Raw genomic sequence first — 22,261 nt, forward strand, 5'->3', positions numbered from 1 at the left:
ATCAAGGTACACCTGTACACTGAATTTTGTCATTCAGCCGATTTTGCTGGCCGATCTGGATGCCAAGACTGCCGCAATTTAACATTTATCGCCAGTCGCAGGTGCTTCAAAGGACAGCCAGCGCTGCAAAACCTGCTGTAAATCAGCATGTTTGAACGGTTTGGGCAGGTAATCATCCATCCCTGCCTGCAAACAGGCGTCCCGATCACCCTGTAACGCGTTGGCCGTCAGGGCAATGATTGGGATTCGTTCCAGCCCGGAAAGTTGCCTGATTCGACGGGTGGCCTCATAGCCATCCATGACCGGCAGTCGGCAATCCATGAGAATCAGCGCGTGATTGCCTGCGCTTGCCTTCGCCACCGCTTCGGCACCGTCGACAGCGATGTCGACCTCGCACCCCAGATTACGCAACATGGCCTGCACCACCGTGCGGTTCACCGGATTGTCCTCGACCAGCAGGATGCTGCGCTCCCGGCCATGCGCGTCGAGTATCGACAGCGGCTTGGCAATGGCCACCGAAGCGTCGCGCGAGACGGGCAGGGGGATCTGCAGCGTGAACAACGAGCCCGACCCTTCCTCGCTCTCGGCGTGCAAGGTGCCGCCCATGCGTTCGGCCAGGGTCCGCGCAATCGGCAGCCCCAGCCCCGTGCCGCCGTAACGTCTGGAAATAGAGCTGTCGGCCTGCTTGAATGCATCGAACATCGATTCCAGTCGCTCGGCGTCGATACCGATGCCGCTGTCCTGTACCGCACAGGTAAAGTGCAGCAGCTCATCGTCGAGCATTGCCCACCTGGCGTCGACGCAGACCTTGCCTTGCTCGGTGAATTTAAGCGCGTTGCCGATCAGGTTCACCAGAATCTGGCGGATGCGGGTCGGGTCGCCGATGACGTTCAAGGTCTCCAGGCCTGGCTGAATGTGCAGTTCCAGCAGCAGCTGGCGTTGCGCGGCGCTGTGGTTGAAGGCGTGGGTCGAGGCGCTGACCAGTTCAGCCAGGTTGAACGGTATGCCTTCCATCTGCAGGGCATCGCGCTCGATGCGGGAAAAGTCGAGGATATCGTTGATGACCCGCAGCAGATGCTCGGTGGATTCGGTCGCCAGCGTCGCGTATTCGCTCTGCTCGTGGGTCATGTGCGTGGTTTCCAGCAACTGCAGCATGCCCAGTACGCCGTTCATGGGCGTACGCAGCTCGTGACTCATCATGGCCAGGAAGTCCGATTTGGCGCGGTTGGCCTGTTCGGCTTCTTCCCGGGTCTGGATCAGCTGGGCTACCGAGCGCTGCTGCTCGAGGCTGGCGCGGTGCAGGTTCTCAGCCAGGTTGTTGATGTGCCGCGCCAGCGCGCCCAGCTCGGCGTCGTCGCTGACCGGCATGGGGGTGTGGTAATCGCCCTGTTGAATCGCCTTGAGCGCTTCGCCCATATCGCTGATGGGTCTGGACAGGCTCAAAGCCAGGCCGCGCGCCAGCAGAAAGGCGAACAGTAAGGCGACCATCGCCAGGACGCCAGCCTTGAGCAGTATCTCCTGCTGACGTCGGCTGAATGCTTCGCTGGACATGCCTACCAGCACCCGCCCCAGATAACTCTGTGAAGCGCCCTGCGCGGGTTGGCTTTTTCCTGGGGCAGGCGTGCCGGGATTGCCGTGAATGGTGGTGCGCTGCGGTTGAACGGGAGCCAGGAACACTTCCATCTGCCGGGTCTGCTGCTCGTTATCGCGCGGCTGGTCTATGTAGATCACGGCGGTGTTGGAGCTGTCCTGAATTTCCACATAGCGAACGCTGGGCATGGACAGGGTGGCGCGCATCAACGCCTTGAGCCCCTCGATATCGCCCGTGGTCACGCCCGGCTCGACCGCGGTCGCCAGCTGATTGGCGATCAGCTGCCCGGTGTGGTTGAGCTCCTGACGCAGGTCCTGGATACGCACGAAGGTAAAAAAACTGATCAGCAAAGCCGTCAGCAACAGGGCAGGGCCAAGGCTGATGATCTGCGTGCGGGTATTGATGTCCCAGTGCCGAAACTTCATCGGCTGTGCGCCTCGCGCGCAAGGCACGGCGGAGGTAGTTCGATTGATGCGTCCATGCCTGTTCGCCCGGTGGTCGCGAATCGGTCCGGCTGCACAAGGCAACGCCGGCCATCGTGGTGATTCATGCTGTGCGCGCATGTTAACCGAGATGGCGCGTGTTTCCAGCGAACTTGTTGATGGATGCCGCCAAGAGTGCATAACAGATCAGCTTTGTCGCTGGCTGATAACGTGTTGCTCCGTATAATGATGACATCGCCACTTGAATGGCTCTGGATGGATAGTTTTATGACCACACAGCAACCCGTCGCGGTGCTTGGCGGTGGCAGCTTCGGTACGGCCATTGCCAATCTGCTGGCCGAGAACGGCCATCAGGTTCGTCAGTGGATGCGCGATCCGGAGCAGGCTGAGGCCATTCGCGTCAATCGTGAAAACCCCCGTTACCTCAAAGGCATCAAGATTCGCCCTGAAGTCGAGCCGGTCACCGACCTGACGGCGGTGCTCGACGCCAGCGAACTGATCTTCGTCGCCTTGCCGTCGAGTGCCTTGCGCTCGGTGCTGTCGCCTCACGTCGAGCGCCTCAATGGCAAGATGCTGGTGAGCCTGACCAAGGGTATCGAAGCGCAGAGCTTCAAACTGATGAGTCAGATCCTCGAAGAGATCGTCCCGCAGGCGCGTATCGGCGTATTGTCCGGGCCCAACCTGGCGCGGGAAATCGCCGAGCATGCGTTGACCGCGACGGTGGTTGCCAGCGAAGACGAAGCGCTGTGTCAGGAGGTTCAGGCTGCGTTGCACGGGCGCACCTTTCGTGTCTATGCCAGCAATGACCGGTTTGGCGTCGAGCTGGGCGGGGCACTGAAGAACGTCTACGCAATTATTGCCGGCATGGCGGTGGCGCTGGACATGGGCGAAAACACCAAGAGCATGCTGATCACCCGGGCGCTGGCGGAAATGACCCGTTTTGCGGTCAGCCAGGGCGCCAACCCGATGACCTTTCTCGGCCTGGCCGGGGTGGGCGATCTCATCGTCACCTGTTCCTCGCCGAAAAGCCGCAACTATCAGGTCGGTTTTGCCTTGGGCCAGGGGCTGACGCTGGAAGAAGCGGTCACGCGCCTGGGCGAAGTGGCCGAGGGCGTGAACACCCTCAAGGTGCTCAAGGTCAAAGCGCAGGAAGTGCAGGTGTATATGCCATTGGTCGCCGGGCTGCATGCGATTCTTTTTGAAGGCCGTACGCTCAGCCAGGTCATCGAGGCGCTGATGCGGGCCGAGCCCAAGACGGACGTCGATTTCATTTCGATTACCGGCTTTAATTGAATTCAGTCTGATCAGGAGAAGGTCTTGAACGAGTCGAAAATCCAGCACAACGAATCGATCCTGCTGCGCATTCTTTGGATGCTGCTGTTTCTGGGCGTATGGCACGTCGCCCAGATCATTCTGGCGGGCGTGGTGCTGGTGCAATTGGTCTACCGCCTGATTTACGGTGCGCCGAATGGTGGCCTGATGAACTTCGGCGACAGCATCAGCCAGTACCTGGCGCAGATCGGTCGTTTCGGGACGTTTCACAGCGACCACAAACCCTGGCCTTTCGGCGACTGGCCAGCGCCGCGCGCGCCCGAAGGCGAGGCGCCCCATCATGTCCCGCCAGCGGCTCAACCGGTGCGCGATGAGGAGCTAAAGCCATGAAGGTCTGGGTATTGCGTCATGGCGAAGCGCAGTCGCGGGCGCGCAGCGATGCCGAGCGCGAGTTGACTGCACACGGGCGTGAGGAAGTGCTGAAAAGTGCGCTGCAACTGACGGACAAGCCCGTGCAACGGATCATCGCCAGCCCCTATGTGCGTGCACAACAGACTGCCGAGCTGGTGCGTCAGTCGTTGGCATTCGATGACTCGATCGTCACCGCGCCCTGGCTTACACCCGACAGCAGCCCGCGTGAGGTGCTGGCGCAACTGGACAAGCTGGGTATCGATGAAGTGCTGCTGGTCAGCCATCAGCCTTTGGTGGGCGAACTGATCGGGGTACTGGCGCACGGCAGTCCGCAACAGGCCGAGCCGATGAGCACGGCCAGTCTTGCCGAGCTGGAAGGCGAGTTCGTAGTGGCAGGCGGCATGCGCCTCAACAGCGTCAGGCACGTCTGAACGGCCTGTGCGCGCAATGAATGACCGCAGCGAATGCGGCTCTCCCCGGAAAAGGATTCAGCATGAGCATATGGCGTCAGGCTCCCGATATCGAAGCCCTTATGGCGGCTCAAAAAAACACCATCGGCGAAGTGCTGGATATTCGTTTCGAAGCATTCACCGATGATTCTCTGACAGCCAGCATGGTGGTCGATCAACGTACCCATCAGCCTTTCGGGCTGCTGCATGGCGGTGCATCCGTGGTATTGGCCGAGTCACTGGGGTCGATGGCCAGTTACCTGATCGTCGACCCGAGCAAGTATTTCTGCGTCGGGCTGGAGGTCAACGCCAACCATTTGCGTGGTGTGCGTAGCGGACGTGTCACCGGTGTGGTCAGGCCCGTACATATAGGCCGGACCACCCATGTATGGGACATCCGCATCAGCAACGACGAAGGCAAGCCAAGCTGCATTTCGCGCTTGACGGTGGCCGTCGTACCGCATGGCAAAGAGCCTCCAGTCAATTGAGTGTTTTCAGCTATTAAGGACGCGTTCTCAGGTCCGGTTTGGCCGTTGTGAGAGGGTATCTTTTCTCTTAGTGTCTGAATGTTCCCTGGAGGGAACATTCATTCTCAGGAGGATTGATGATGACTGAAGAAAAGCCAGCCTCACCCGGAGAGAGCCCTGCGCCTGAACACACGGTTGCGTCTGAAACGCCTGCTCTGCCGGGCAGTCCACCGTCCTTTGTCGGGGTGCTCACCGGTCAACCGATAGCTGCTGCAACTCCGCCTGCAGCGAAGGCTCCACCGCAACACGGTGAATTGAATCTGGAAAAGCGCTTGAAGGCGGTCTATGCGGATAACCTGATGACCTCGGCCGAGTTCATGGCCTTGCGTGATGATGCCGACATGCTGTTCGACAAGTTGAAGGTCCAGTTTCCCGACAATGGCGCCCTCGCGCTATTCCAGCCGTTGTCGGATGTCGCGGTACAAGCCATGCAGTTAGCCATCCTGGATTTCAGAAAAGCCAAGCCCTCTGCTGAGGCCAAGGCCCTTGTCAAACAATCTTTTGGTTTTCAGGTCGCCTACATAAAGGCTTGCCTGGACCGGTTCACCCAGGCTTTATAAGCCTTCACGCCGCTCCGACCGCCGTATCGGGTAATCCTGATGGCCGGAGTGACACCTGCGATGGCGGTTCCAGTCATTGCCGATCCGCGGAGCAACTTGGCACAATCGTGACTCGCCCGCCCATGGAAGTATTGGCATGTCGCAACCCGTGTTCTTTGCTCACGCCAATGGCTTCCCTTCGGCGACGTACAGCAAGCTGTTTTGCGCGTTGGCACCGGAATTTTCGGTGGCCCATCTTGAGCAACACGCCCATGACCCGCGTTTTCCGGTGGATGACAATTGGCTGAATCTGGTGGATGAGTTGCTTCACCATCTGCGTGAGCAGCCGGGCCCGGTGTGGGGGGTAGGGCACTCGCTCGGCGGCGTGTTGCATCTGCATGCCGCATTGCGCTGCCCGGAACTCTACCGGGGCGTGGTGATGCTCGACTCACCGGTGCTGGGGCTGGCTGACCAGTTGTTCATACGCGCTGCCAAGCGTCTGGGCTTTATCGACCGCATCACGCCAGCGGGTCGCACCCTGGGCCGTCGTGAGGCGTTTGACGATCTGCCGTCGGCACGCGCCTACTTCGCGGGTAAGACCCTGTTCAGCCGCTTCGATCCCGACTGCCTGACCGCATACCTGCAACATGGTCTGCGTGAGGACGGCGGGCAGTGGCGGCTGCGTTTCGACCCGGCCACCGAGATCAGCATCTACCGCAGCATCCCGCACACCAGCCCCGTGCCGTCCCGGCAACTCAAGGTGCCGCTGGCCATGGTGCGCGGCAAACACAGCCGGGTGATCATGCCTCATCATGGCTATCTGGCCCGACGCATGCGCGAAGGCGAATACCTGTCCATGCCCGGAGGGCACATGTTTCCCCTCGAACGACCGGATGAAACCGCATTGCTGCTCAAGACGCTGCTGGCTCGCTGGGACGCGCGCAGCGCCTCAAGGGCGACGGCGTGACGTTTACCGTGGAGGAGGTGCGTTTCAATCTGGGGCATATCGAACTGGCGGCCCATCTTTACGGTCCCGAGGACGGCAAGCCGGTGATTGCCGTGCATGGCTGGCTCGACAACGCCAACAGCTTTGCCCGCCTGGCACCGCGGCTGGAGGGCCTGCGCATCGTAGCGCTTGATCTGGCCGGGCATGGTCATTCAGAGCATCGGCCTGCCGGGGCGTCCTATGCGCTGGCCGACTACGTGTTCGACGTGCTGCAGGTCGCCGAGCAACTGGGCTGGCAGCGCTTCGCCCTGATGGGCCATTCGCTGGGCGCGATCATTTCGGTATTGCTGGCCGGGTCGTTGCCGGAGCGTGTCACGCGGCTGGCACTGATCGATGGTTTGATTCCCTTGACCGGCGACCCTGAATCCGCCGCCGAGCGGATGGGCTCCGCGCTGCAGGCGCAGGTCAGGCTGTCGGGCAAGAAAAAGCCGGTTTACGAGGATCAGCAACGTGCTGTTCAGGCGCGTATGAAAGGCGTGGTCCCGGTCAGTCGCGAGGCTGCCGAATTACTCGCCCAGCGCGGCCTGATGCCGGTACCCGGTGGCTATACCTGGCGCAGCGACAGCCGCCTGACATTGCCGTCTGCGATTCGTCTTACCCATCAGCAGGCGATGTCTTTCGTAAACGCTATCCGTTGCCCGACGCAACTGCTGGTCGCCACAGGCGGCATGCTGGCGAAAAACCAGCTCGTGCTGTCCGGGCTGCCTTTCGACGTTGTGCAGCTTGAAGGCGGTCATCATCTGCACCTGGACGACGAGCAGGGTGCGAGCGCTGTTGCACACTGTATCAATCGCTTCTTCGCTGCTTCTTGACTTGAGCCCTGCAACTGCCGACGCTGGACGGGTTGAAACAGGAGTCAACCGTGATGGATCAATCCGCAGCCTCTGGTGACCGCCTCGCTGGCGATCTTTTATATTTTCGTTCCCCGCTTGCCTGCCAATGAGAGCACTCATGCGTTTATCAAGTGTTCCCGTTGTCACCTTGTGCCTGTCGATGTTCAGCGCTGTGCTCTGTGCCGCCGATGTAACAGGCAGCAGTGATCTGCAGATTCTGCCGCGTCTGGCCGACACGGAAATCGTCGATTATCGTCCGGCTGCCGAGCTCGAGCGGGTCTACCCCATGGGCTCGATCCGCAAGATCAGCGGCCAGTTGCGTTTCGACGGCCAGGTCAGTGCGCGTGGCAATCTGACGTCGGTCACCTATCAATTACCTGTCGAGCGGACTTCCGACGACGCTTTCACCGCGGCTCGCGAGGCCTTGCAGCAGGGCGCCGAGCTGCTGTTCTGGTGCCAGGCGCGCGACTGCGGAGAAAGCAGCCTGTGGGCCAACGAAGTGTTCGGCAACGCCAAGCTGTATGGCGCGGATGACCGCCAGGCTTACCTGCTGCTGCGTCTGGCAGAACCGCGCAGTGACACCCTGGTAGCGCTTTACAGCATCACCCGTGGCAACCGCCGCGCCTACCTGCACGTCGAGCAGTTTGAATCCTCCGCGCCACTGGGCGAACTGCTGCCGACCTCGGCCACCTTGCTGCGCCAACTGCGCAGCACCGGCAAGCTGGAATTGCCCCACCTGAGCGGCGACCCACAGGATGCCTGGGTCACCCTTGTTTCTCGCGCCCTGAACCTGGACAGCAGCCTGCGCGCCACGGTGTCCGGACCCAGTGCCGGCGCCTGGCTTGACGCCCTGATCGCCAAAGGCGTTCGCGCGGCCCGGCTCGAGGCGGGCGTCACTGAAGGCAAGGGGCTCAAGATCGAGGTTATCCGCTAGAACAGCGATGGCGGACAGGCAGGTTCGCCATTATGCTCGCTCCCTCCGATCCTTTTTAGTGGATAGCGCATGTTCAACAATGACCGTCTGTTGGTGCAGATTCTGCTGCTGGCGCTGTTTGGTGCCTGTCTCTGGGTGATGGCGCCGTTCTGGTCGGCGCTGGTCTGGGGCGCGGTACTGGCTTTTGCCAGCTGGCCGCTGATGCGTTTGCTGACCCGCTGGTTCAAGGGCCGTGAGTCGCTGGCTGCGCTGGTGATGTGCCTGTGCTGGATGCTGCTGGTCGCGGCGCCGTTGGTGTGGCTGGGCTTCAATCTTGCCGACCATGTGCGTGACGCCACGGGTTTGATCAAGGACATTCAGGTCGACGGCTTGCCCGACCCACCGCAATGGCTGGCGGGTATTCCGCTGGTGGGCGAACGACTGGTAGCGCTGTGGACCACCATCGATCAGCAAGGCGCGGCTTTCATGGCGACGCTGAAACCGCATCTGGGGCAGGTGGGTAACTGGATTCTGGCACGCAGTGCGCAGATCGGCAGCGGAATTCTGGAACTGACCCTGAGCATCGTCTTCGCCTTCTTCTTCTACAGGGACGGTCCGCGCCTGGCCGCCTTCGTGCTCAGCCTGCTGGAGCGCCTGATCGGGGAGCGGGCCCAGTATTATCTGGATCTGGTCGCCGGCACGGTGCAACGCGTGGTCAACGGGGTCATCGGTACGGCAGCGGCCCAGGCGGTACTGGCGCTGATCGGCTTCCTGATCGCGGGCATTCCCGGCGCGTTGGTGCTGGGTATTCTGACTTTTCTGTTCAGTCTGATCCCGATGGGCCCGCCCTTGGTCTGGCTGCCTGCCACTGCCTGGCTGGTCTGGCAGGGGGAGTACGGCATGGCGATATTTCTGGGCATCTGGGGGATGTTCGTCATCAGTGGCGTGGACAACGTGCTCAAGCCATACCTGATCAGCAGGGGCGGCAATCTGCCGCTGGTGATTGTCTTGTTGGGCGTGTTCGGCGGATTGCTGGCGTTCGGCTTCATCGGACTGTTCATCGGCCCGACGCTGCTGGCAGTCGCTTACAGCCTGTTGACCGACTGGGTCGGCAGCGAGCGTGCCCGCAGCCGTTGACGGCGAAAGTTTCCGCCGCGCCATGACGGGCGGCGGAGCCTCGCGTTACGCCGCGGTGTCCAGGTACTTGCCGACTGGCTTGCTGCTCTGGGTGTCATATTTTTCGCTGAGTGCGGCGATCATCTTGTTCAAGGCCTGAGTGGCGATCTGATTGGTATTGCCCTGATCGATGGTGGTGTCACTCTGCTTCAATGCGGCAGACAACTCGGAAGCGCTGATACTGTCGTCGCTGTCGCTGTCCAGTGTACTGAACAGGCTGGCGCTGTCAGTGCTGCCGGAGGTGCTCACCTGCGCAGGCGACATACCGGCAGGAGGCTGTTGCGGTTGCATGCCGGCGACCAGCTCTTCAAGGCTGACTGTGCCGTCTTCGTCAGTATCCAGTGCATCGAACACCTGGTTGCTGTTCGCCGTGCTGCCCGCATTGCTCAGACCGGTGGTCAGCTCGTCGCTGCTGATCGCGCCGTCGCCATCGCCGTCCAGCGAGCCGAGCAGGTCTTCTGCCTGCTCATCGACCGACTGCATGGGCGGCGGCGGAGGTGGTGTCATCGCGGCCAGCTCGTCGGCATCCAGGCTGTCATCGTCGTTGCTGTCCAGATCGCTGAATGCCTTGCTCAGGCTCACAGTGATGCCATCCTTGCTGTTCGACGACAGGGCCGAGCTCAGCTCGTTCTTGCCGATGCTGCCGTCGCCATCGCTATCCAGTTTGGCCAACAGCTCTTCCTGAAACTTCTTGTTGCTGGTGCTGGAGGTTGCACTGCTCGAACTGGTGTAGCTGGAGAAACTGCTGTTTATCCCACTGATCATTGGTCTCACTCCCCTGAGATGAATGTGCCCGGTAACGGTGTACCGGCTTTTGCAGCCTCGGGGTGTCAGTTGTCGAGGGGATATAGGCTTTGTACGCGGTGTGTTACAGAGTGCGTCAGAGACGTGGCAGGTCAAGTATCGCCGTCAGGCCGCCGCCAGGCGTTTGCGTGAGCGACAGTTCGCCGCCGATGCGTCGCGCCGCTTCCCGCGCAATGCTCATGCCCATGCCGATACCGCCGGAGTTACGGTTGCGAGAACCTTCCAGGCGATAGAACGGCTCGAACACGGCTTCGTGAAATTCAGGTGCAATGCCGGGCCCGTGATCGACCACAGAGATGCGCACACGCTCGCTGCTGTCCTCGATCACGATGTGTACGCTGCCGGCATAACGCAGAGCGTTGTCGACCAGATTCTGCAGGCACGAGCGCAGTGCCATCGGCTGCGTCTTGAGCGGTTTGCACTGGCCTTCGTACTGTACGTCGTCGCCATTGTCCTGAGCATTCTCGGCCTGCGACTCGATCAGTGCCTGCAGATCGAACTGCTGCAGGCCTTCGCTGCGTCGGTGCTCATTGAGGTAGGCGAGCGTGGCGTCGAGCATGCTGATCATGTCATTGAGGTCCTGAGTCATCTGGCCATGCAGCCTGGGCTCTTCGATCTGTTCGACGCGCAGCTTGAGCCGCGAAAGGGGTGTGCGCAGGTCGTGGGATACCGCAGCCAGCATGCGCCCGCGCTGCTGCATCTGTTCGCGCACTTTGCTTTGCATCAGGTTGAATGTCTGTGCGGCCTGTCGGGCTTCCTGCGGGCCGCTGATTTCCAAGGGCGGGCTGTCGAGGTCTTCACTCAGGCGCTCGGCTGCTTCACTGAGTCGCTGTATCGGACGGCTGAGGGCCTTGGCGCCATACCATGCAGCGATGATCATGGTGATGAACTGGAAGAGCAGCACTATCGCCGGCCCCCCCAGGATCGGCGGTCTGTGCATGGGCCGCTGATCGAATTGCCCATGCTCGGCGTTGAACGCGTTAGGTGGCGGCGGCGGGCGCATGCCGTACTGGGTGAACCAGATGAAGGCCAGCAGGTGCGCCAGCAGAATAGCCAACAGGGCGCCACCAAACAGTCGCGCAAACAGCGTGTCGAATCTGCGGATCAACCCAGCTCCCTGGCATCGAACAGATAGCCTTCACCGCGCACGGTCTTGATCAGTTGTGGATTTTTCGGATCATCTCCGAGCTTCTGGCGCAGACGCGAGACCAGCAAGTCGATACTGCGGTCGAACGCCTCGATCGAACGCCCGCGCGCAGCATCGAGCAACTGCTCGCGGCTCAGCACCCGGTGCGGCCGTTCGAGAAACACACGTAACAGACGAAACTCGGCGTTGGACAGCGGCACCACCAGGCCATCGGCGGCGGTCAACTGACGCAGGACGCTGTTCAGGCGCCAGGCGTCAAAGCGAATGGTGGTGCGCTGATCGCTGCGCTCGTCGCGGACCCGGCGCAGAATGGTCTGGATGCGCGCGACCAGTTCGCGCGGCTCGAACGGCTTGGCCATGTAATCGTCGGCACCCAGTTCCAGGCCGATGATCCGGTCAGTCGGTTCGCAGCGTGCGGTCAGCATCAGAATCGGGATGTCCGACGTGCTGCGCAGCCAGCGGCACAGTGACAGCCCGTCTTCACCGGGCAGCATCAGGTCAAGCACCACCACGTCGAAGGTTTCCTCGGTCAGCGCCTGACGCATTTGCGTGCCGTCGGTGACGCCACGGGCGTTGATATTGAAGCGCGTCAGGTAATCGCAGAGCAGTTCGCGAATGGCCACATCGTCATCGACGATCAGCGCGCGAACGCTCCAGCGCTGATCGGTCGATGTGGCATCCAGGGAGGTGTCGGGAAGTGCTTGCATAATGCGTCTGTCGCCTGCTTGTGCCGCCATGGACTGGCTGCTGTTGAAGATCAACGCTGCCCCTCATGCTACTTCGCCGGGAGGCTCGGCGGTAGGGTGGCGTGATCGAATGTCGTGCGCATGTCATAAATGTATCGAGATTGATACGAGCGCCTGTCGAGCGTGCCCTGCGAAGCTCACCCTGATAGTTATGACAGTATCCAGTGTCGCGCAACTGCCGTTTAATCGAACGGGCTACCGGCCTGGATGGCCGGTTCTGGCAGACAAACACTTGTCGAGAAGGCCAGGGGCTGTTGCCGCTTCATCGTGGCTCGGGATGAAAGGGCAACAGACCCTGGGCGCATTATCAATCCGCCCGCCTGTTTTCTACATAGACAGGGGCGGCAATCGGATAGCAAGGGAGTGCTGATGATGGCCGATTCAAAAACAACAGCAACGTTGGATGACAAAAAAAAAGCGCGTATCGCCTACCGGCTGGCGCGCACTCAACGCGGTTCACGGACCGACGCATCGCTTGCCCCGGCAGAGGTGGCGGGCATTGTGGACAAGAACGATGGAACGCTGAACAAGGATGTCCTGCTCGGCGAATTCCTTGAGGTCACCCTGCCTCAGTGGGCAGGACTGGTCACTGACCCGGGCGACTCCGATACTTTTTTCATCGATTGGGCCATCGGTGCAGCGGCGGATAACGACGCGTTTAAACAGGTGTTTCGCGATACCGTTACCGCACCGGTGGACCCTGACACCTTTCCCAAGAAGATCGAGATTCCGTTGAGCAGCTTAATGGCAGGCCTGGACAAGCCTGCAGACGGTACTTACAGTCTGCGCTACCGGATTGTACAACCGAATGAACAAGAGACCCCCAGCCCGTCGATCAGCCTGATCGTCGATACCACGCCGCCGGGCGAGCAGCTTGAGCCTGAGCAGATGAGTCTGGCAACAGATCAGTTGACCCAGGCGTTTCTGGACGCACATCCCGACGGTCTGGTCGGCACGCTGCCTGACTATGACGACTGGAAACCCGGCGACAAGGTAGCCTTCTATTGGGTTGGCACGCCATTGCCAGAAAGTGCTGAAGACCTGCCGGATCCGGTGGGTTTCGTTGACGTGGCCAACCCGACGAATAATACGGTGACCTTCCCCGTTTCGGCCATTGAAGCGTCCAGGGACGAGCCCTACTACGCCGTTTACATTCTGGTCGACAAAGCCACCAATCGCACTTCGCTTTCCAGCCCAAAACGCATCGACGTGGCGCTGGGGCTATTGCCCGACAACCTGAAAGACCCCGTCGTGCCATTGGCAGAGCCTCCAGAAAAGTTGATCAACCTGCCTGATGCGAGACTCGGGGTCGAAGTGTTGATCGATTCGTTCGATAACTGGAAGCCGGCTGACCGCATCGAAGTCACTTGGGGCACTGAGGTGCTTCGACCTGAGGAAGTCGGCAGCTCTCCAGATTTTCCGACTTCGATCAGAGTCCCTGATCTGGTTCTGCAGGGGCAATACAATCAAGCGAGCGGCGGCGACCAGCCCACCGATGTGAGTTATCGAATCCTGCGTGGCGTCGTTCCGTCCGAAGTGAAAAGCATCAGCGTCAATGTCAATTTCGCCACTATCGGCCCTGACCCTATAACCGATCCTGGGTGGCCGGATCCGGTCAACGACGCATTACTGCGGGTCGAGGTCTATGGCCAGACGTCCAATCAGTTGAACGTCCTGAAAGAAGAGGACTATAACCAGCCTGCCAAGGTCAGTTTCAGGCTGTATGACAAACTTCAAGCGGGTGAAATTATAGATTTCTACTGGGGCACAAGCCATGTAGCAGAGGCTCAATACACCGTGGCTGCTGGCGACCTGGCAGGCGCTGAGCGTGATGTTGAAATACCCTGGAGTTACATCGATTATGAAGGCAATCGCGTTGACTTGCCGGTTCATTACCGCATTCATGGGCCCGATTCAGAAAACACGCAACACTCGCCGAACACTCTGGTCAACGTAGACGCCATTGTCATCATGCCGGAAGCCCCGGTCTTCGAGGGCACCAGTCCAAATGGCTGGCTGAATTGCAATTCACTCTACGCCAGCCCAAGTGGCCCTCCGGACAAGGGCGAACCGGGTATACGGGTCCGCGTTCCGGATCTTTCGAAATATCTGTCGGACGGTAAAACCGTGACGTTGCACTGGTATGGCTCCGAGGGAAATACCGGCGAAGAGCCTATTCCCGGCACCGAAAAAGACGAGGATATCCTGCTGGGAGCCAGCCATCCTGTCACCGGTTTCACCTGGCTGGTCACCCCCTACGATACACACATCCTGCCCATCTACGATCGTGGCGGCCGCAGCCAAAACGGGAGCGCAAGGATCAAGTACTCCTTCAGCATGGATAGCGCCACTACTAAACCGCCGGAAACCACCAGCGAAACCATCAACCCGCCGGAAACCACCAGGAAAACCGTTAACCCGCCGGAAATCACCAGGAAAACCATTAACTCGCTGGAAACCACCGCCCGAGTAGGGATGTACGACGCAGCCGGGCCTTGTCCTCTTCGTCCAGAAGAGCCGAAAGAAAAGTAACAAGGGTTGCCGATAGAGGGGGTCTGCGGCCAGTCGCAGGCACCCTGTCGGGTATAAGCCGGCTCAGGTTGCTCCCAAACGGTTTAGGAAGGCCGACGCGTACCGGGTCATGTCACCTACGCTTATCGGTATTTCCCTCGACGACCCTCTACTGTCGGAACCTCCCTACGGTTACCTAGGAAACGTCCTACAGAGCATTCAGTTGGATCCCGCTAGTCTTGCGGCCTCCCTCCCGAGGCCGCTTTCGGGCAGTCGTCACGGGGTTCGACCTGGTTTACCTCAAGGTAATGCATACTCATGAATGCTCCATTCGTGCTGCGTCCGCTTTCATGGACATTGAAGACCGTTATTCTCCTCTCTCCCTTGCTGACCGGCAGTCATGCGCTTGCGCAAATCCTTGTCGATACGCCGCAGACCATTGATGCGACAGCCCCGCTGGACAGCTATCGGATTGTCAGCACCGGGAATCTGACCGCCAACGGCGCGACAACCCTGCAAATAACCACGGTCACCGGGGCGAAGCTGACGCTCACTGGCAGTCAGGTCAGTGCGGGCACCAACTCTTCAGCCGTATCGCTGACCGGGGCAGATGCGTTGATCGTCGGTAGCGTCCTGACAGGTGCCGCGGATGGCCTTGGGATGGGCAATGAAAGTGCGCGACTGGTCGGCTCCACGGCCACCGTCATCGGCAGCACGATCACGGCCACGAATCGCGGGATAAATGCCGGTTCGCTCAGCAACCTGACCCTGGAAGGGACTTCGGTGACGGCCACCGGCACCAATGGCAGAGGCATGGAGATGTTTGACTCCACGGTGAAGGCGTCCGCCAGTACCATCACCGGGCAGCAATATGGCGTGCGCTTGCGCGCTGACCCGGGCGTACCCTCAAGCAATCTGCTGGTTCTGGAGGGAACCCGGGTCGAAGGTATCACCGGGTCGGCGCTGATCGTCGGAACGCCCACCGGCGCGCCCGCGACTGCCGATATCCAGGTCAACAATGGTTCTACGTTGACCGGCGGCAATGGCAAGATACTGGAGTTGATCAACGGTTCAACGGCGCACATGACCGTGGACAACAGCCATCTGCTGGGCGATGTATCGGCGGGTGAGGGCAGTACCGCCAGCCTGACACTGCAAAATAACGCGACCCTGACCGGGCGCCTGGAGAACGTATCCAGCCTGTCGCTCAGTAGCCAGGGCCAGTGGGTGATGGTCGAGAATGGTCAGGTGAATGAACTGTCCATGAACGGCGGTTCGGTCAGGTTTGGCGACGCGGCCTCGTTTTACACCTTGTCACTCGCAAGCCTGTCAGGGAGCGGCACGTTCATGATGGACGTGGATTTCGGTGGCCAGGCCACTGACTTTCTTGACATCACGGGCAGCGCGACCGGCAGTCATACTGTGCTTATCGGCAGCACGGGTGTCGATCCGCTCAGCGATACCAGCCTGCACGTCGTGCATGCGGCAGCCGGCGATGCGAGCTTTTCGCTCGCAGGCGGCGCAGTGGATCTGGGTGCCTGGTCCTATGACCTGATCAAGCAGGGCGACAACGACTGGTATCTGGATGCCACCACCCGCACCATCAGCCCTGGCGCACAGACTGTCATGGCGTTGTTCAACACGGCGCCGACTGTCTGGTACGGGGAATTGACGACGCTACGTTCGCGCATGGGCGAGTTGCGTATGGACCAGGCCCGTTCCGGTGGCTGGATACGGACCTACGGCAACAAATTCAATGTCGCCGACGCCTCAGGCTTTGGATATCAGCAGGTTCAGAGCGGTGTCGCACTCGGCGCAGATGGCAAGCTGCCTGTGGGGTCTGGGCAATGGCTGGCAGGTGTGATGATCGGGCAGAGTACGTCCGACCTCAGTCTGGATCACGGTGCCAGTGGCAAGGTCGACAGCTACTCGCTGGGCGCTTACAGCACCTGGCTGGACAGCGAGAGCGGCTATTACGTCGATGGCGTGATCAAGCTCAATCAGTTCAAGAACAAGGCCAGAGTCAATCTCAGCGATGGTTCCCGCACGCGCGGCAACTACGACAATCTGGGAGTGGGCGCGTCGCTGGAGCTGGGTCGGCACATCAAACTGGACAACGGCTATTTTCTCGAACCCTATACTCAGCTGGCGGGTCTGGTCGTTCAGGGCAAGGACTACGCACTGGATAACGGTATGCGTGCCGAAGGTGACCGCAGCCGGTCGCTGCTCGGCAAGGTCGGTACGACAGCGGGGCGCAGTTTCGACCTGGGCAAGGGACGTACGCTGCAACCTTACGTGCGGGTGGCCGTGGCTCACGAGTTCGTCAACAGGAACGAGGTCAAGGTCAATGACAACGTGTTCAACAACGACCTCTCCGGTTCCCGTGGCGAGTTGGGGGCGGGTGTGTCGGTGTCGCTGTCTGACAACCTGCAGTTGCACGCTGATTTCGATTACAGCAACGGCGATGCCATCGAGCAGCCGTGGGGCGCCAGTGCGGGCTTGCGTTACAGCTGGTAGTGACAGCGAGGCGCGGTGGCTCACGCCTGATCGCTGATCGCTGATGCGCCAACGGTCCTATCACTTGTGCCAGTATCGGCAGAAAAAAACAGGGTGTTAACTGATGGGCATGGCGGTCGGCAAACGGGTCGGCCACCGCTTCATTGTGCTGGAGGCCCGGCTCATGCCTGTGATTTCAAAGTGGATCGAACAGATCAGAAACCTGTTCTGGCCAGCTTCAAGGCGCAAGAGTGCGCTGCTTGCGCCGCCCATGATCGCCGAACTTCTTCCTGACGTACCCGGTGGTGAACCCAACTTGCTGCCCAGCAGCGCCTGGCTCGTGCCGTTGCGGGTCGATTTTCCCATGTGGCAAAACTCCGGACCCACCCCGGTCGATCCCGAGTATCTGCGCGTGTACTGGAATGACATGCTGCTGGAGGAGAAGGTCTGGACCGAACCTGTACAGCCTGCCGATCTGTTCAGCATGATCGAGCAGCAATACCTTATAGAAGGCCTGCATCGACTCCGCTATAGCGTCGAGACCGCCAATCAGGTGCAGACCGAGTCCGAAACACTGGCCTTTGTCATTGATAAAACGGCACCGGTATTCGCCGACGAAGGGGCGCTGATTTTTCCAGCCGAAATCGTCAGTGACGGTCTCACGGCGGCCTGGCTGGACACTCATGGCGATACCCTGCTGGCCGAGGTACCTGCGTATTTTTCGCCGAGCGCAGGGGACCTCATTACCTGGTACTGGAGCAGCACGCTGACGGGGTCGGAGCACACCGGAACCCTGACGCTTGAAACGTCCGATATCGGTAGTGCGATCCATATTGCCTTCGACAGGCAACTGATTCTCGAGAGCGGCGATGGCATTCGTTATGCGTCCTACAGGCTGAAGGATCGTTCGGGCAATGCCGGGCCTCGAGCGCTGGCTGTTTCGCTGCTGGTCTCCGCTCAGCCAGTTCCACGTGTGTTGCCTCCTCCGCGGGTTCAGAAGGCCGCAGGCTCGGCAAGCGCCAGCTTGCTTGATCCGGTAGATGCCTTTCAGGGCGCAGTGGTATTGATCCCTGAGAATGCGGTGATTCTTCCCGGTGAGACGGTCCGCGTCCAATGGGCCGAGCCAGGCAGTGTGGGCTCCTTTCTTACGGAAATCGCAGACTCGAGACTGTTCCGCGTTCCCCCCACGCAAATTGCCCAGCATTTCGGCAAGTCGATCCCGGTGTACTACGAGGTGTTCGAAAAAAACGCCGACTCACCGCATCTTTCGGACCGGCATACGCTGAGTATCCTGGGAATGACAGGCTTTCCCGTCGTGCAGTGTGACAAGGTGTCCGGGGGGCGTCTGAGACTGAATGACATTGCCGAGGGAGGTTACGCACGGTTCACCCTGGACAGTTGGTCATTCATGGGCACTGATCAGTTTGTCAGCGTCGAGGTGCATGGCGTCAGCAGTGCTGATAATGAGTTGTTGATCGTTAGCGTGCTGGACGAGTACCCGGTGCCGCTGGTGGGCGATAAAATCGACGCCGGTCAGATCAGCAAAACGGATTTGAACAGATTTCTGATCGGCACTCAGCTGGATGTCCGGGTGCGGGTGAGTTTCGACCAGACGCTCTCCTGGCAGCCTTTTCCTTCACTGAGACCGACGTTGTACGCCTGAGAAGGTCATGGACCGCCGGGTCGGCGGTCCATGGCGCATTGCTACTTGTAGGTCATCGTGAAGCTGAGTGCCCCTTTGGCCTTGCCCGGCCGGATCGCGCTGCTGGCCTGCGTCTGATAGAAGCGGGCGTAGAAGTTCAGCACCACGTTGCCGGGTGTGATCGCGATCAGTGGCACTTCGGTCTGCAATTCCATGGGCGTGACGCCATCACCTTTGAGGACCTGAATCCCCATGCCCTTGGCATCCGAATCGCTGGTCAGGCTGAAAACCCCGCTGTTGGCAGGGCCCTCGGGGACCGAGCCTTCGACACCATCGAGCTGGATATGCGCCGTTGCCACGAAGCCTGAGCCCGTGTCGGTCTCGCAGTTACTCAACGCAATACTGAAGGGCACCGCCGGTGTGGTGAAGCCGGGACCGGTGAAGTCAGCGCTGTCCCACTCACCCAACTGCACCGGGTCGGCACTGACCGGGTCTGCACCGACGCTGCACTGTGCCTGAAGTACCGTGCCGGTTAGCCCGAACCTCATGATCCTGCCAAGCGTCGTCATGCTTCCGGAGAACAGCTCACTGCCATTGAGCACATTCGGTCCGGAAGGAATCGGCCCGGTCTTGACCAGCGTGAGGTAGTTGTTCATATGCAGTAAGCGAATGCTCGTGAGCATATCCCGGTGGTCGTTGAGGCCAATGAACGGAACGGTGGCGCTGCCGCCTGCCGGCATGAAGCAATTGGGGCAGTTGCTGTCATACGGGTGCCCCAGTCTGATCCGCACCCCGACGCCAGGAATATTGGTTTGCAGGATCTTGCCGCTGAGGTCTTCGCCATTTATAGGGTCCACGTTGCCAGGAAAGATCGGAGCCGTTGCCGTTGCGTTGAATTCGAGAAGGGCCGTGCCGTCATTTCTGCAGGCCGCCTCCAGGCCCGCGTGGTCTGGTGTGCCTTCAAACACATCGATGCTGCCGATGACGGTGCCCACTCTGGCGTCTCTCGGGACGTAGAGGGTGCCGATGTCACGCCGGTAATCCTTTAGTCCCGGAGGGGAAACCCAGTAGCAATCGTTGCTGGGGGTGTCGTCCGGTACGTCGGAATAAGCCGCAGCGCTATAGCTGGCCCCCAACAGGATCAGACTCGAGAGCAGGGCGTTCAATGCAGTGTTCATGGGGTGATTCCTGAAATAACAATGTCGCGGATGGCTCAGACCTGATGTCACTGGGCGCACGTCATGTCTTGCATTCGGTAGCCCTTGGTCAGAGGCATGCCGGCGGGGTCGATGTGCAGGCGGCACTGCGGGTCGCTTTTCTCTCCCCAGTGGACATCGAGGGTTTGCGCCTGCATGCCGGTGGACAGCAACAGCTGCCCGCCCTGGCCTGCGATGCCGAGGATGTTGCCCTGCGCGTCGCTGACCTGGGCGCCGAATGGCAGCGGCTTGCCACTTTGAGTGGTCGCATTGATGACCAGGCGTGTCACCGTGCGCGCAGCGAAGGTGGTCTTGATCACCGCACCCCTGGCAGGCACCACTTGAGTACTGGCGTTATCGATTTCCACCTCGGGACCCAGTCGGTCGGTTTGCAAGGCGATCGGGTTATAACGGTAGGGGCGCAGATAGGGCATCAAGGCGTAGCCGCGGCTATTGGTCCTGACACCGGTCGCGTTCTGTATGCCAACACCTGGTGTATCCGGCACTTCGACCAGCGCGATGGTGTCGCCCAGGCTCGGGCCGAACTCGATGCCGTCCGCATGCAGCAACAAGGCGCCACTGACGTTGACCGACGCACTTCGATAATCGTTGCCTTGACTCACACCGGCGCCCAGGCTGGCGAAGGGGGCCTGATAGCCCGCCGCAAGGCTGGCACTTTGCTGCTCGCCATCATCGTTGCTCAGGCTGGCGTGATAATTGACACGGTTTTCGTAGAGGCTGCCGCTCAGGCTGCCGCTCAGGCTGCCTCGCTGGCTGTGGCGATTGGCGCTGCTCTGCAGGTCGAGTGTGGCGTTGCTCGAATGGCCGGTGCCGAGGGGCATCGAGATGCTCAGGCCGAACTGCCGGTCGTTGCCACGGCTACTGGCTGTGCTCAGTGACTGGGAGGCGTAGAAGTTGTAGGTGATCCCGGCATGATGGGTGTTGAAGTTGAATTGAAATTGACGCTGCTCGATATCGCTGCCCCAGTAATCCTGTTGCGACAGCGTCAGGCCCACGCTGCTGCGTGCGCCGATTCTCTGATGAACCGAAGCCTCCAGGCGGCTTCTGCGGCTGCCTGTGAACGTATCGTCGTTGCTGCGCTGACTGACGGCTTCGTCGAAGTCCCGATAGCCTTCGGTGGAGTAGCGATAACCGGCGAAGCGCAGATTGGTATGGGTCGTGAACGCCTTGCCGTACTTGATGGCGTAACTCATGCCCTGCACGCTGGACTGGCCGGCTTGATCGATGCTGGCGCGTGACCGGGTCACGTCGAACGCCATCGCTCCCAGCGTGCCCATGTCCCGTGAAACGCCCAGCGCAGCGGCATGGTAGAAGTCGCCGGTCATCAGTCCGCCATAAAGGGTCGAGTTCCAGCCTGTTCCAACGGCCAGCGTTCCCTGCCACAGCCAGGGATGTTCTGTGGCAGAGGCACCGTTGAAGCGGCCCAGGGCTGCGCTGTATTTCCAGACGCCTTCGCGCAGCAGGTTGCTGATGGTCGAGTAGGGTTGGGTAAAACGCCGTACCTGGCCATCGGCCTCGGTCAGCACGATCTCCAGTTCGCCGCTGCCCGCCGTGTTCAGGTCATCTATTTCATAGGGGCCGGCACTGACATACGTGGAGTAGATCGGGTAGCCGTTCTGCAGCACTTCCAGTTTGGCCCTGCTTTGCGCAACGCCACGAATCACCGGTGCGTAACCCTGCAGGGAATCGGGAAGCATCTCCTGATCGGTTTTGATCAACCCGCCCTTGATCGGCACGCTGCGGAAGACATCGCCGCCGGTGTAGGTTTCACCGAGGGTCAGGTTAGCGTGCGTGCCGGGCAGGTCGCGCTGTGCATAAGCATAGGCTCTGGTCCACTCTCGATGTCCCTGTGCATCCTGACGCACGCTTTGATTGCTGCGCAATCGCCATGCCCCGAGGTTGATACCGGTATTGAGGTACAGGTCTGCGCTGCTGCTGGTGCCTGTCTCCTTGTGGGCCGTCTGTTGCGCCGAGGTCTGGTAATTGATGAAGGCGGCGTTGATGCCGTAATCCCAAAGCGCCGGGTCCACCCGGCCGGTGGCATCGCGGCGCATGGCGATCTGCGGTATCGAGATCGACAGTTGCAGTCTGCCGCCGTCCAGTACGACTTTGGAGTCCGGAATCAATTGCCCCAGAGCGACACAGGCAACCTGCAACAAAGCCGGGTCGGCCAGGCTGTCGAGGCGTACGCCGATCTGCTCCAGCAATTCTCGCGACAGGCAGGGCAGCAGGCCGTTGCCTTGCGGGTCGGCATCGAAACGGATCTGCCGTTGGCCGAAATAGCGCATGTTGACGTGGATTTCTACCCAATGCTCGCCTGGTCCGAGGCTGTCGGCGACTGCCAGCTGGTTCAGCACGCTGGCTGCGGCCTCACTGTCATAGTCCTGGCCCTGACGCAGGAAACCGGACTGGAAATTGGCGGGGGTTGCCGCTCTGGTGAGTTCCAGCGGCACGGCAACGCTGCCGCACACAATCAGCATCTGCATAAAGCGCAGGCGCACTGGTATGAGCCCGGAATCGGGTAATAGGGTCATGTTC

General features: G+C 60.4%; 18 protein-coding genes. 12 read left to right on the top strand and 6 right to left on the bottom strand.

Annotated features, from left to right (window positions below; genetic code table 11):
* Positions 1-78: 78 nt before the first annotated feature.
* Positions 79-2,016 carry an ATP-binding protein gene (locus P406_RS17690; RefSeq protein ID WP_004410350.1) on the bottom strand — a complete coding sequence of 646 codons (1,938 nt, stop codon included), beginning with the start codon at positions 2,014-2,016 and terminating at the stop codon, positions 79-81.
* A 285-nt stretch (positions 2,017-2,301) separates the two neighbouring features.
* Here P406_RS17690 and P406_RS17695 point away from each other — a divergent pair, with 285 nt between their 5' ends.
* The 9 genes from P406_RS17695 (at position 2,302) to P406_RS17735 (ending at position 9,121) form a co-directional block, all read left to right on the top strand.
* A complete protein-coding gene (locus P406_RS17695) occupies positions 2,302-3,327 on the top strand; it encodes an NAD(P)H-dependent glycerol-3-phosphate dehydrogenase (RefSeq protein ID WP_003316574.1) in 1,026 nt (341 codons plus the stop codon).
* Positions 3,328-3,351: 24 nt separating this feature from the next.
* On the top strand, positions 3,352-3,696 hold the full coding sequence (locus P406_RS17700) for a DUF4389 domain-containing protein (RefSeq protein WP_046236876.1): 345 nt from the start codon (positions 3,352-3,354) through the stop codon (positions 3,694-3,696).
* Complete coding sequence (gene sixA, locus P406_RS17705) at positions 3,693-4,148, top strand: phosphohistidine phosphatase SixA (protein WP_004410363.1); 456 nt, start codon at positions 3,693-3,695, stop codon at positions 4,146-4,148. Before P406_RS17700 ends, sixA begins: the two co-directional genes overlap by 4 nt.
* 62 nt (positions 4,149-4,210) lie before the next feature.
* Positions 4,211-4,654 carry a hotdog fold thioesterase gene (locus P406_RS17710; protein ID WP_004410366.1) on the top strand — a complete coding sequence of 148 codons (444 nt, stop codon included), beginning with the start codon at positions 4,211-4,213 and terminating at the stop codon, positions 4,652-4,654.
* Between the two features lie 116 nt (positions 4,655-4,770).
* Positions 4,771-5,253: a hypothetical protein gene (locus P406_RS17715; RefSeq protein ID WP_046236877.1), complete on the top strand. Its 483-nt coding sequence runs from the start codon at positions 4,771-4,773 to the stop codon at positions 5,251-5,253.
* Between the two features lie 136 nt (positions 5,254-5,389).
* The gene (locus P406_RS17720; protein WP_003419933.1) at positions 5,390-6,199 is read left to right on the top strand and encodes an alpha/beta fold hydrolase; all 810 of its coding nucleotides are present in this window, start codon (positions 5,390-5,392) and stop codon (positions 6,197-6,199) included.
* Entirely contained in the window at positions 6,196-7,050 is an 855-nt protein-coding gene (locus P406_RS17725) for an alpha/beta fold hydrolase (protein ID WP_046236878.1), read from the top strand. The genes P406_RS17720 and P406_RS17725 overlap by 4 nt, the downstream gene beginning before the upstream one ends.
* A gap of 139 nt (positions 7,051-7,189) precedes the next feature.
* Positions 7,190-8,005 carry a DUF4892 domain-containing protein gene (locus tag P406_RS17730; protein ID WP_046236879.1) on the top strand — a complete coding sequence of 272 codons (816 nt, stop codon included), beginning with the start codon at positions 7,190-7,192 and terminating at the stop codon, positions 8,003-8,005.
* Positions 8,006-8,074: 69 nt separating this feature from the next.
* Positions 8,075-9,121 carry an AI-2E family transporter gene (locus P406_RS17735; protein WP_003419937.1) on the top strand — a complete coding sequence of 349 codons (1,047 nt, stop codon included), beginning with the start codon at positions 8,075-8,077 and terminating at the stop codon, positions 9,119-9,121.
* Between the two features lie 45 nt (positions 9,122-9,166).
* Here P406_RS17735 and xopAW read toward each other — a convergent pair whose 3' ends face one another.
* The 3 genes from xopAW to P406_RS17750 form a co-directional block, all read right to left on the bottom strand.
* Positions 9,167-9,925, bottom strand: coding sequence for an EF-hand domain-containing protein (gene xopAW, locus P406_RS17740; RefSeq protein WP_046236880.1), 759 nt, complete (start codon positions 9,923-9,925; stop codon positions 9,167-9,169).
* A 115-nt stretch (positions 9,926-10,040) separates the two neighbouring features.
* The gene (locus P406_RS17745) at positions 10,041-11,072 is read right to left on the bottom strand and encodes a sensor histidine kinase (protein ID WP_046236881.1); all 1,032 of its coding nucleotides are present in this window, start codon (positions 11,070-11,072) and stop codon (positions 10,041-10,043) included.
* Positions 11,069-11,818: a response regulator gene (locus P406_RS17750; protein WP_024665634.1), complete on the bottom strand. Its 750-nt coding sequence runs from the start codon at positions 11,816-11,818 to the stop codon at positions 11,069-11,071. Before P406_RS17750 ends, P406_RS17745 begins: the two co-directional genes overlap by 4 nt.
* Positions 11,819-12,226: 408 nt before the next feature.
* Here P406_RS17750 and P406_RS17755 point away from each other — a divergent pair, with 408 nt between their 5' ends.
* The 3 genes from P406_RS17755 to P406_RS17765 all read left to right on the top strand — a co-directional run bounded on the left by P406_RS17755 (position 12,227) and on the right by P406_RS17765 (position 18,527).
* Positions 12,227-14,389 (top strand): hypothetical protein, encoded by a 2,163-nt coding sequence (locus P406_RS17755; RefSeq protein ID WP_046236882.1) that lies wholly within the window; start codon positions 12,227-12,229, stop codon positions 14,387-14,389.
* Positions 14,390-14,686: 297 nt separating this feature from the next.
* Positions 14,687-16,885 carry an autotransporter outer membrane beta-barrel domain-containing protein gene (locus tag P406_RS17760; protein WP_046236883.1) on the top strand — a complete coding sequence of 733 codons (2,199 nt, stop codon included), beginning with the start codon at positions 14,687-14,689 and terminating at the stop codon, positions 16,883-16,885.
* A gap of 103 nt (positions 16,886-16,988) precedes the next feature.
* Positions 16,989-18,527 carry a hypothetical protein gene (locus P406_RS17765; RefSeq protein ID WP_046236884.1) on the top strand — a complete coding sequence of 513 codons (1,539 nt, stop codon included), beginning with the start codon at positions 16,989-16,991 and terminating at the stop codon, positions 18,525-18,527.
* A 41-nt stretch (positions 18,528-18,568) separates the two neighbouring features.
* On the opposite strand, the gene P406_RS17770 is transcribed toward P406_RS17765, so the two are convergent.
* Together P406_RS17770 and P406_RS17775 are read right to left on the bottom strand one after the other, a co-directional pair.
* Entirely contained in the window at positions 18,569-19,684 is a 1,116-nt protein-coding gene (locus P406_RS17770; protein WP_046236885.1) for a fimbrial protein, read from the bottom strand.
* Between the two features lie 47 nt (positions 19,685-19,731).
* Positions 19,732-22,257, bottom strand: a complete 2,526-nt coding sequence (locus tag P406_RS17775; protein WP_046236886.1) for a fimbria/pilus outer membrane usher protein — start codon at positions 22,255-22,257, stop codon at positions 19,732-19,734.
* Between the last annotated feature and the right edge of the window lie 4 nt (positions 22,258-22,261).

It is taken from the genome of Pseudomonas syringae pv. coryli str. NCPPB 4273, assembly GCF_000972175.1.
Taxonomy (GTDB): domain Bacteria; phylum Pseudomonadota; class Gammaproteobacteria; order Pseudomonadales; family Pseudomonadaceae; genus Aquipseudomonas; species Aquipseudomonas syringae.

Bases quoted from the DNA above. Each gene is read 5' to 3' on its own strand.
- P406_RS17710 (WP_004410366.1), top strand. From the start codon at position 4,211: ATGAGCATATGGCGTCAGGCTCCCGATATCGAAGCCCTTATGGCGGCT.
- P406_RS17760 (WP_046236883.1), top strand. From the start codon at position 14,687: ATGAATGCTCCATTCGTGCTGCGTCCGCTTTCATGGACATTGAAGACC.
- P406_RS17775 (WP_046236886.1), bottom strand. From the start codon at position 22,257: ATGACCCTATTACCCGATTCCGGGCTCATACCAGTGCGCCTGCGCTTT.
- P406_RS17770 (WP_046236885.1), bottom strand. From the start codon at position 19,684: ATGAACACTGCATTGAACGCCCTGCTCTCGAGTCTGATCCTGTTGGGG.
- P406_RS17735 (WP_003419937.1), top strand. From the start codon at position 8,075: ATGTTCAACAATGACCGTCTGTTGGTGCAGATTCTGCTGCTGGCGCTG.
- xopAW (WP_046236880.1), bottom strand. From the start codon at position 9,925: ATGATCAGTGGGATAAACAGCAGTTTCTCCAGCTACACCAGTTCGAGC.
- P406_RS17720 (WP_003419933.1), top strand. From the start codon at position 5,390: ATGTCGCAACCCGTGTTCTTTGCTCACGCCAATGGCTTCCCTTCGGCG.
- P406_RS17695 (WP_003316574.1), top strand. From the start codon at position 2,302: ATGACCACACAGCAACCCGTCGCGGTGCTTGGCGGTGGCAGCTTCGGT.
- P406_RS17690 (WP_004410350.1), bottom strand. From the start codon at position 2,016: ATGAAGTTTCGGCACTGGGACATCAATACCCGCACGCAGATCATCAGC.
- P406_RS17730 (WP_046236879.1), top strand. From the start codon at position 7,190: ATGCGTTTATCAAGTGTTCCCGTTGTCACCTTGTGCCTGTCGATGTTC.
- P406_RS17715 (WP_046236877.1), top strand. From the start codon at position 4,771: ATGATGACTGAAGAAAAGCCAGCCTCACCCGGAGAGAGCCCTGCGCCT.
- P406_RS17750 (WP_024665634.1), bottom strand. From the start codon at position 11,818: ATGCAAGCACTTCCCGACACCTCCCTGGATGCCACATCGACCGATCAG.
- P406_RS17755 (WP_046236882.1), top strand. From the start codon at position 12,227: ATGATGGCCGATTCAAAAACAACAGCAACGTTGGATGACAAAAAAAAA.
- sixA (WP_004410363.1), top strand. From the start codon at position 3,693: ATGAAGGTCTGGGTATTGCGTCATGGCGAAGCGCAGTCGCGGGCGCGC.
- P406_RS17765 (WP_046236884.1), top strand. From the start codon at position 16,989: ATGGGCATGGCGGTCGGCAAACGGGTCGGCCACCGCTTCATTGTGCTG.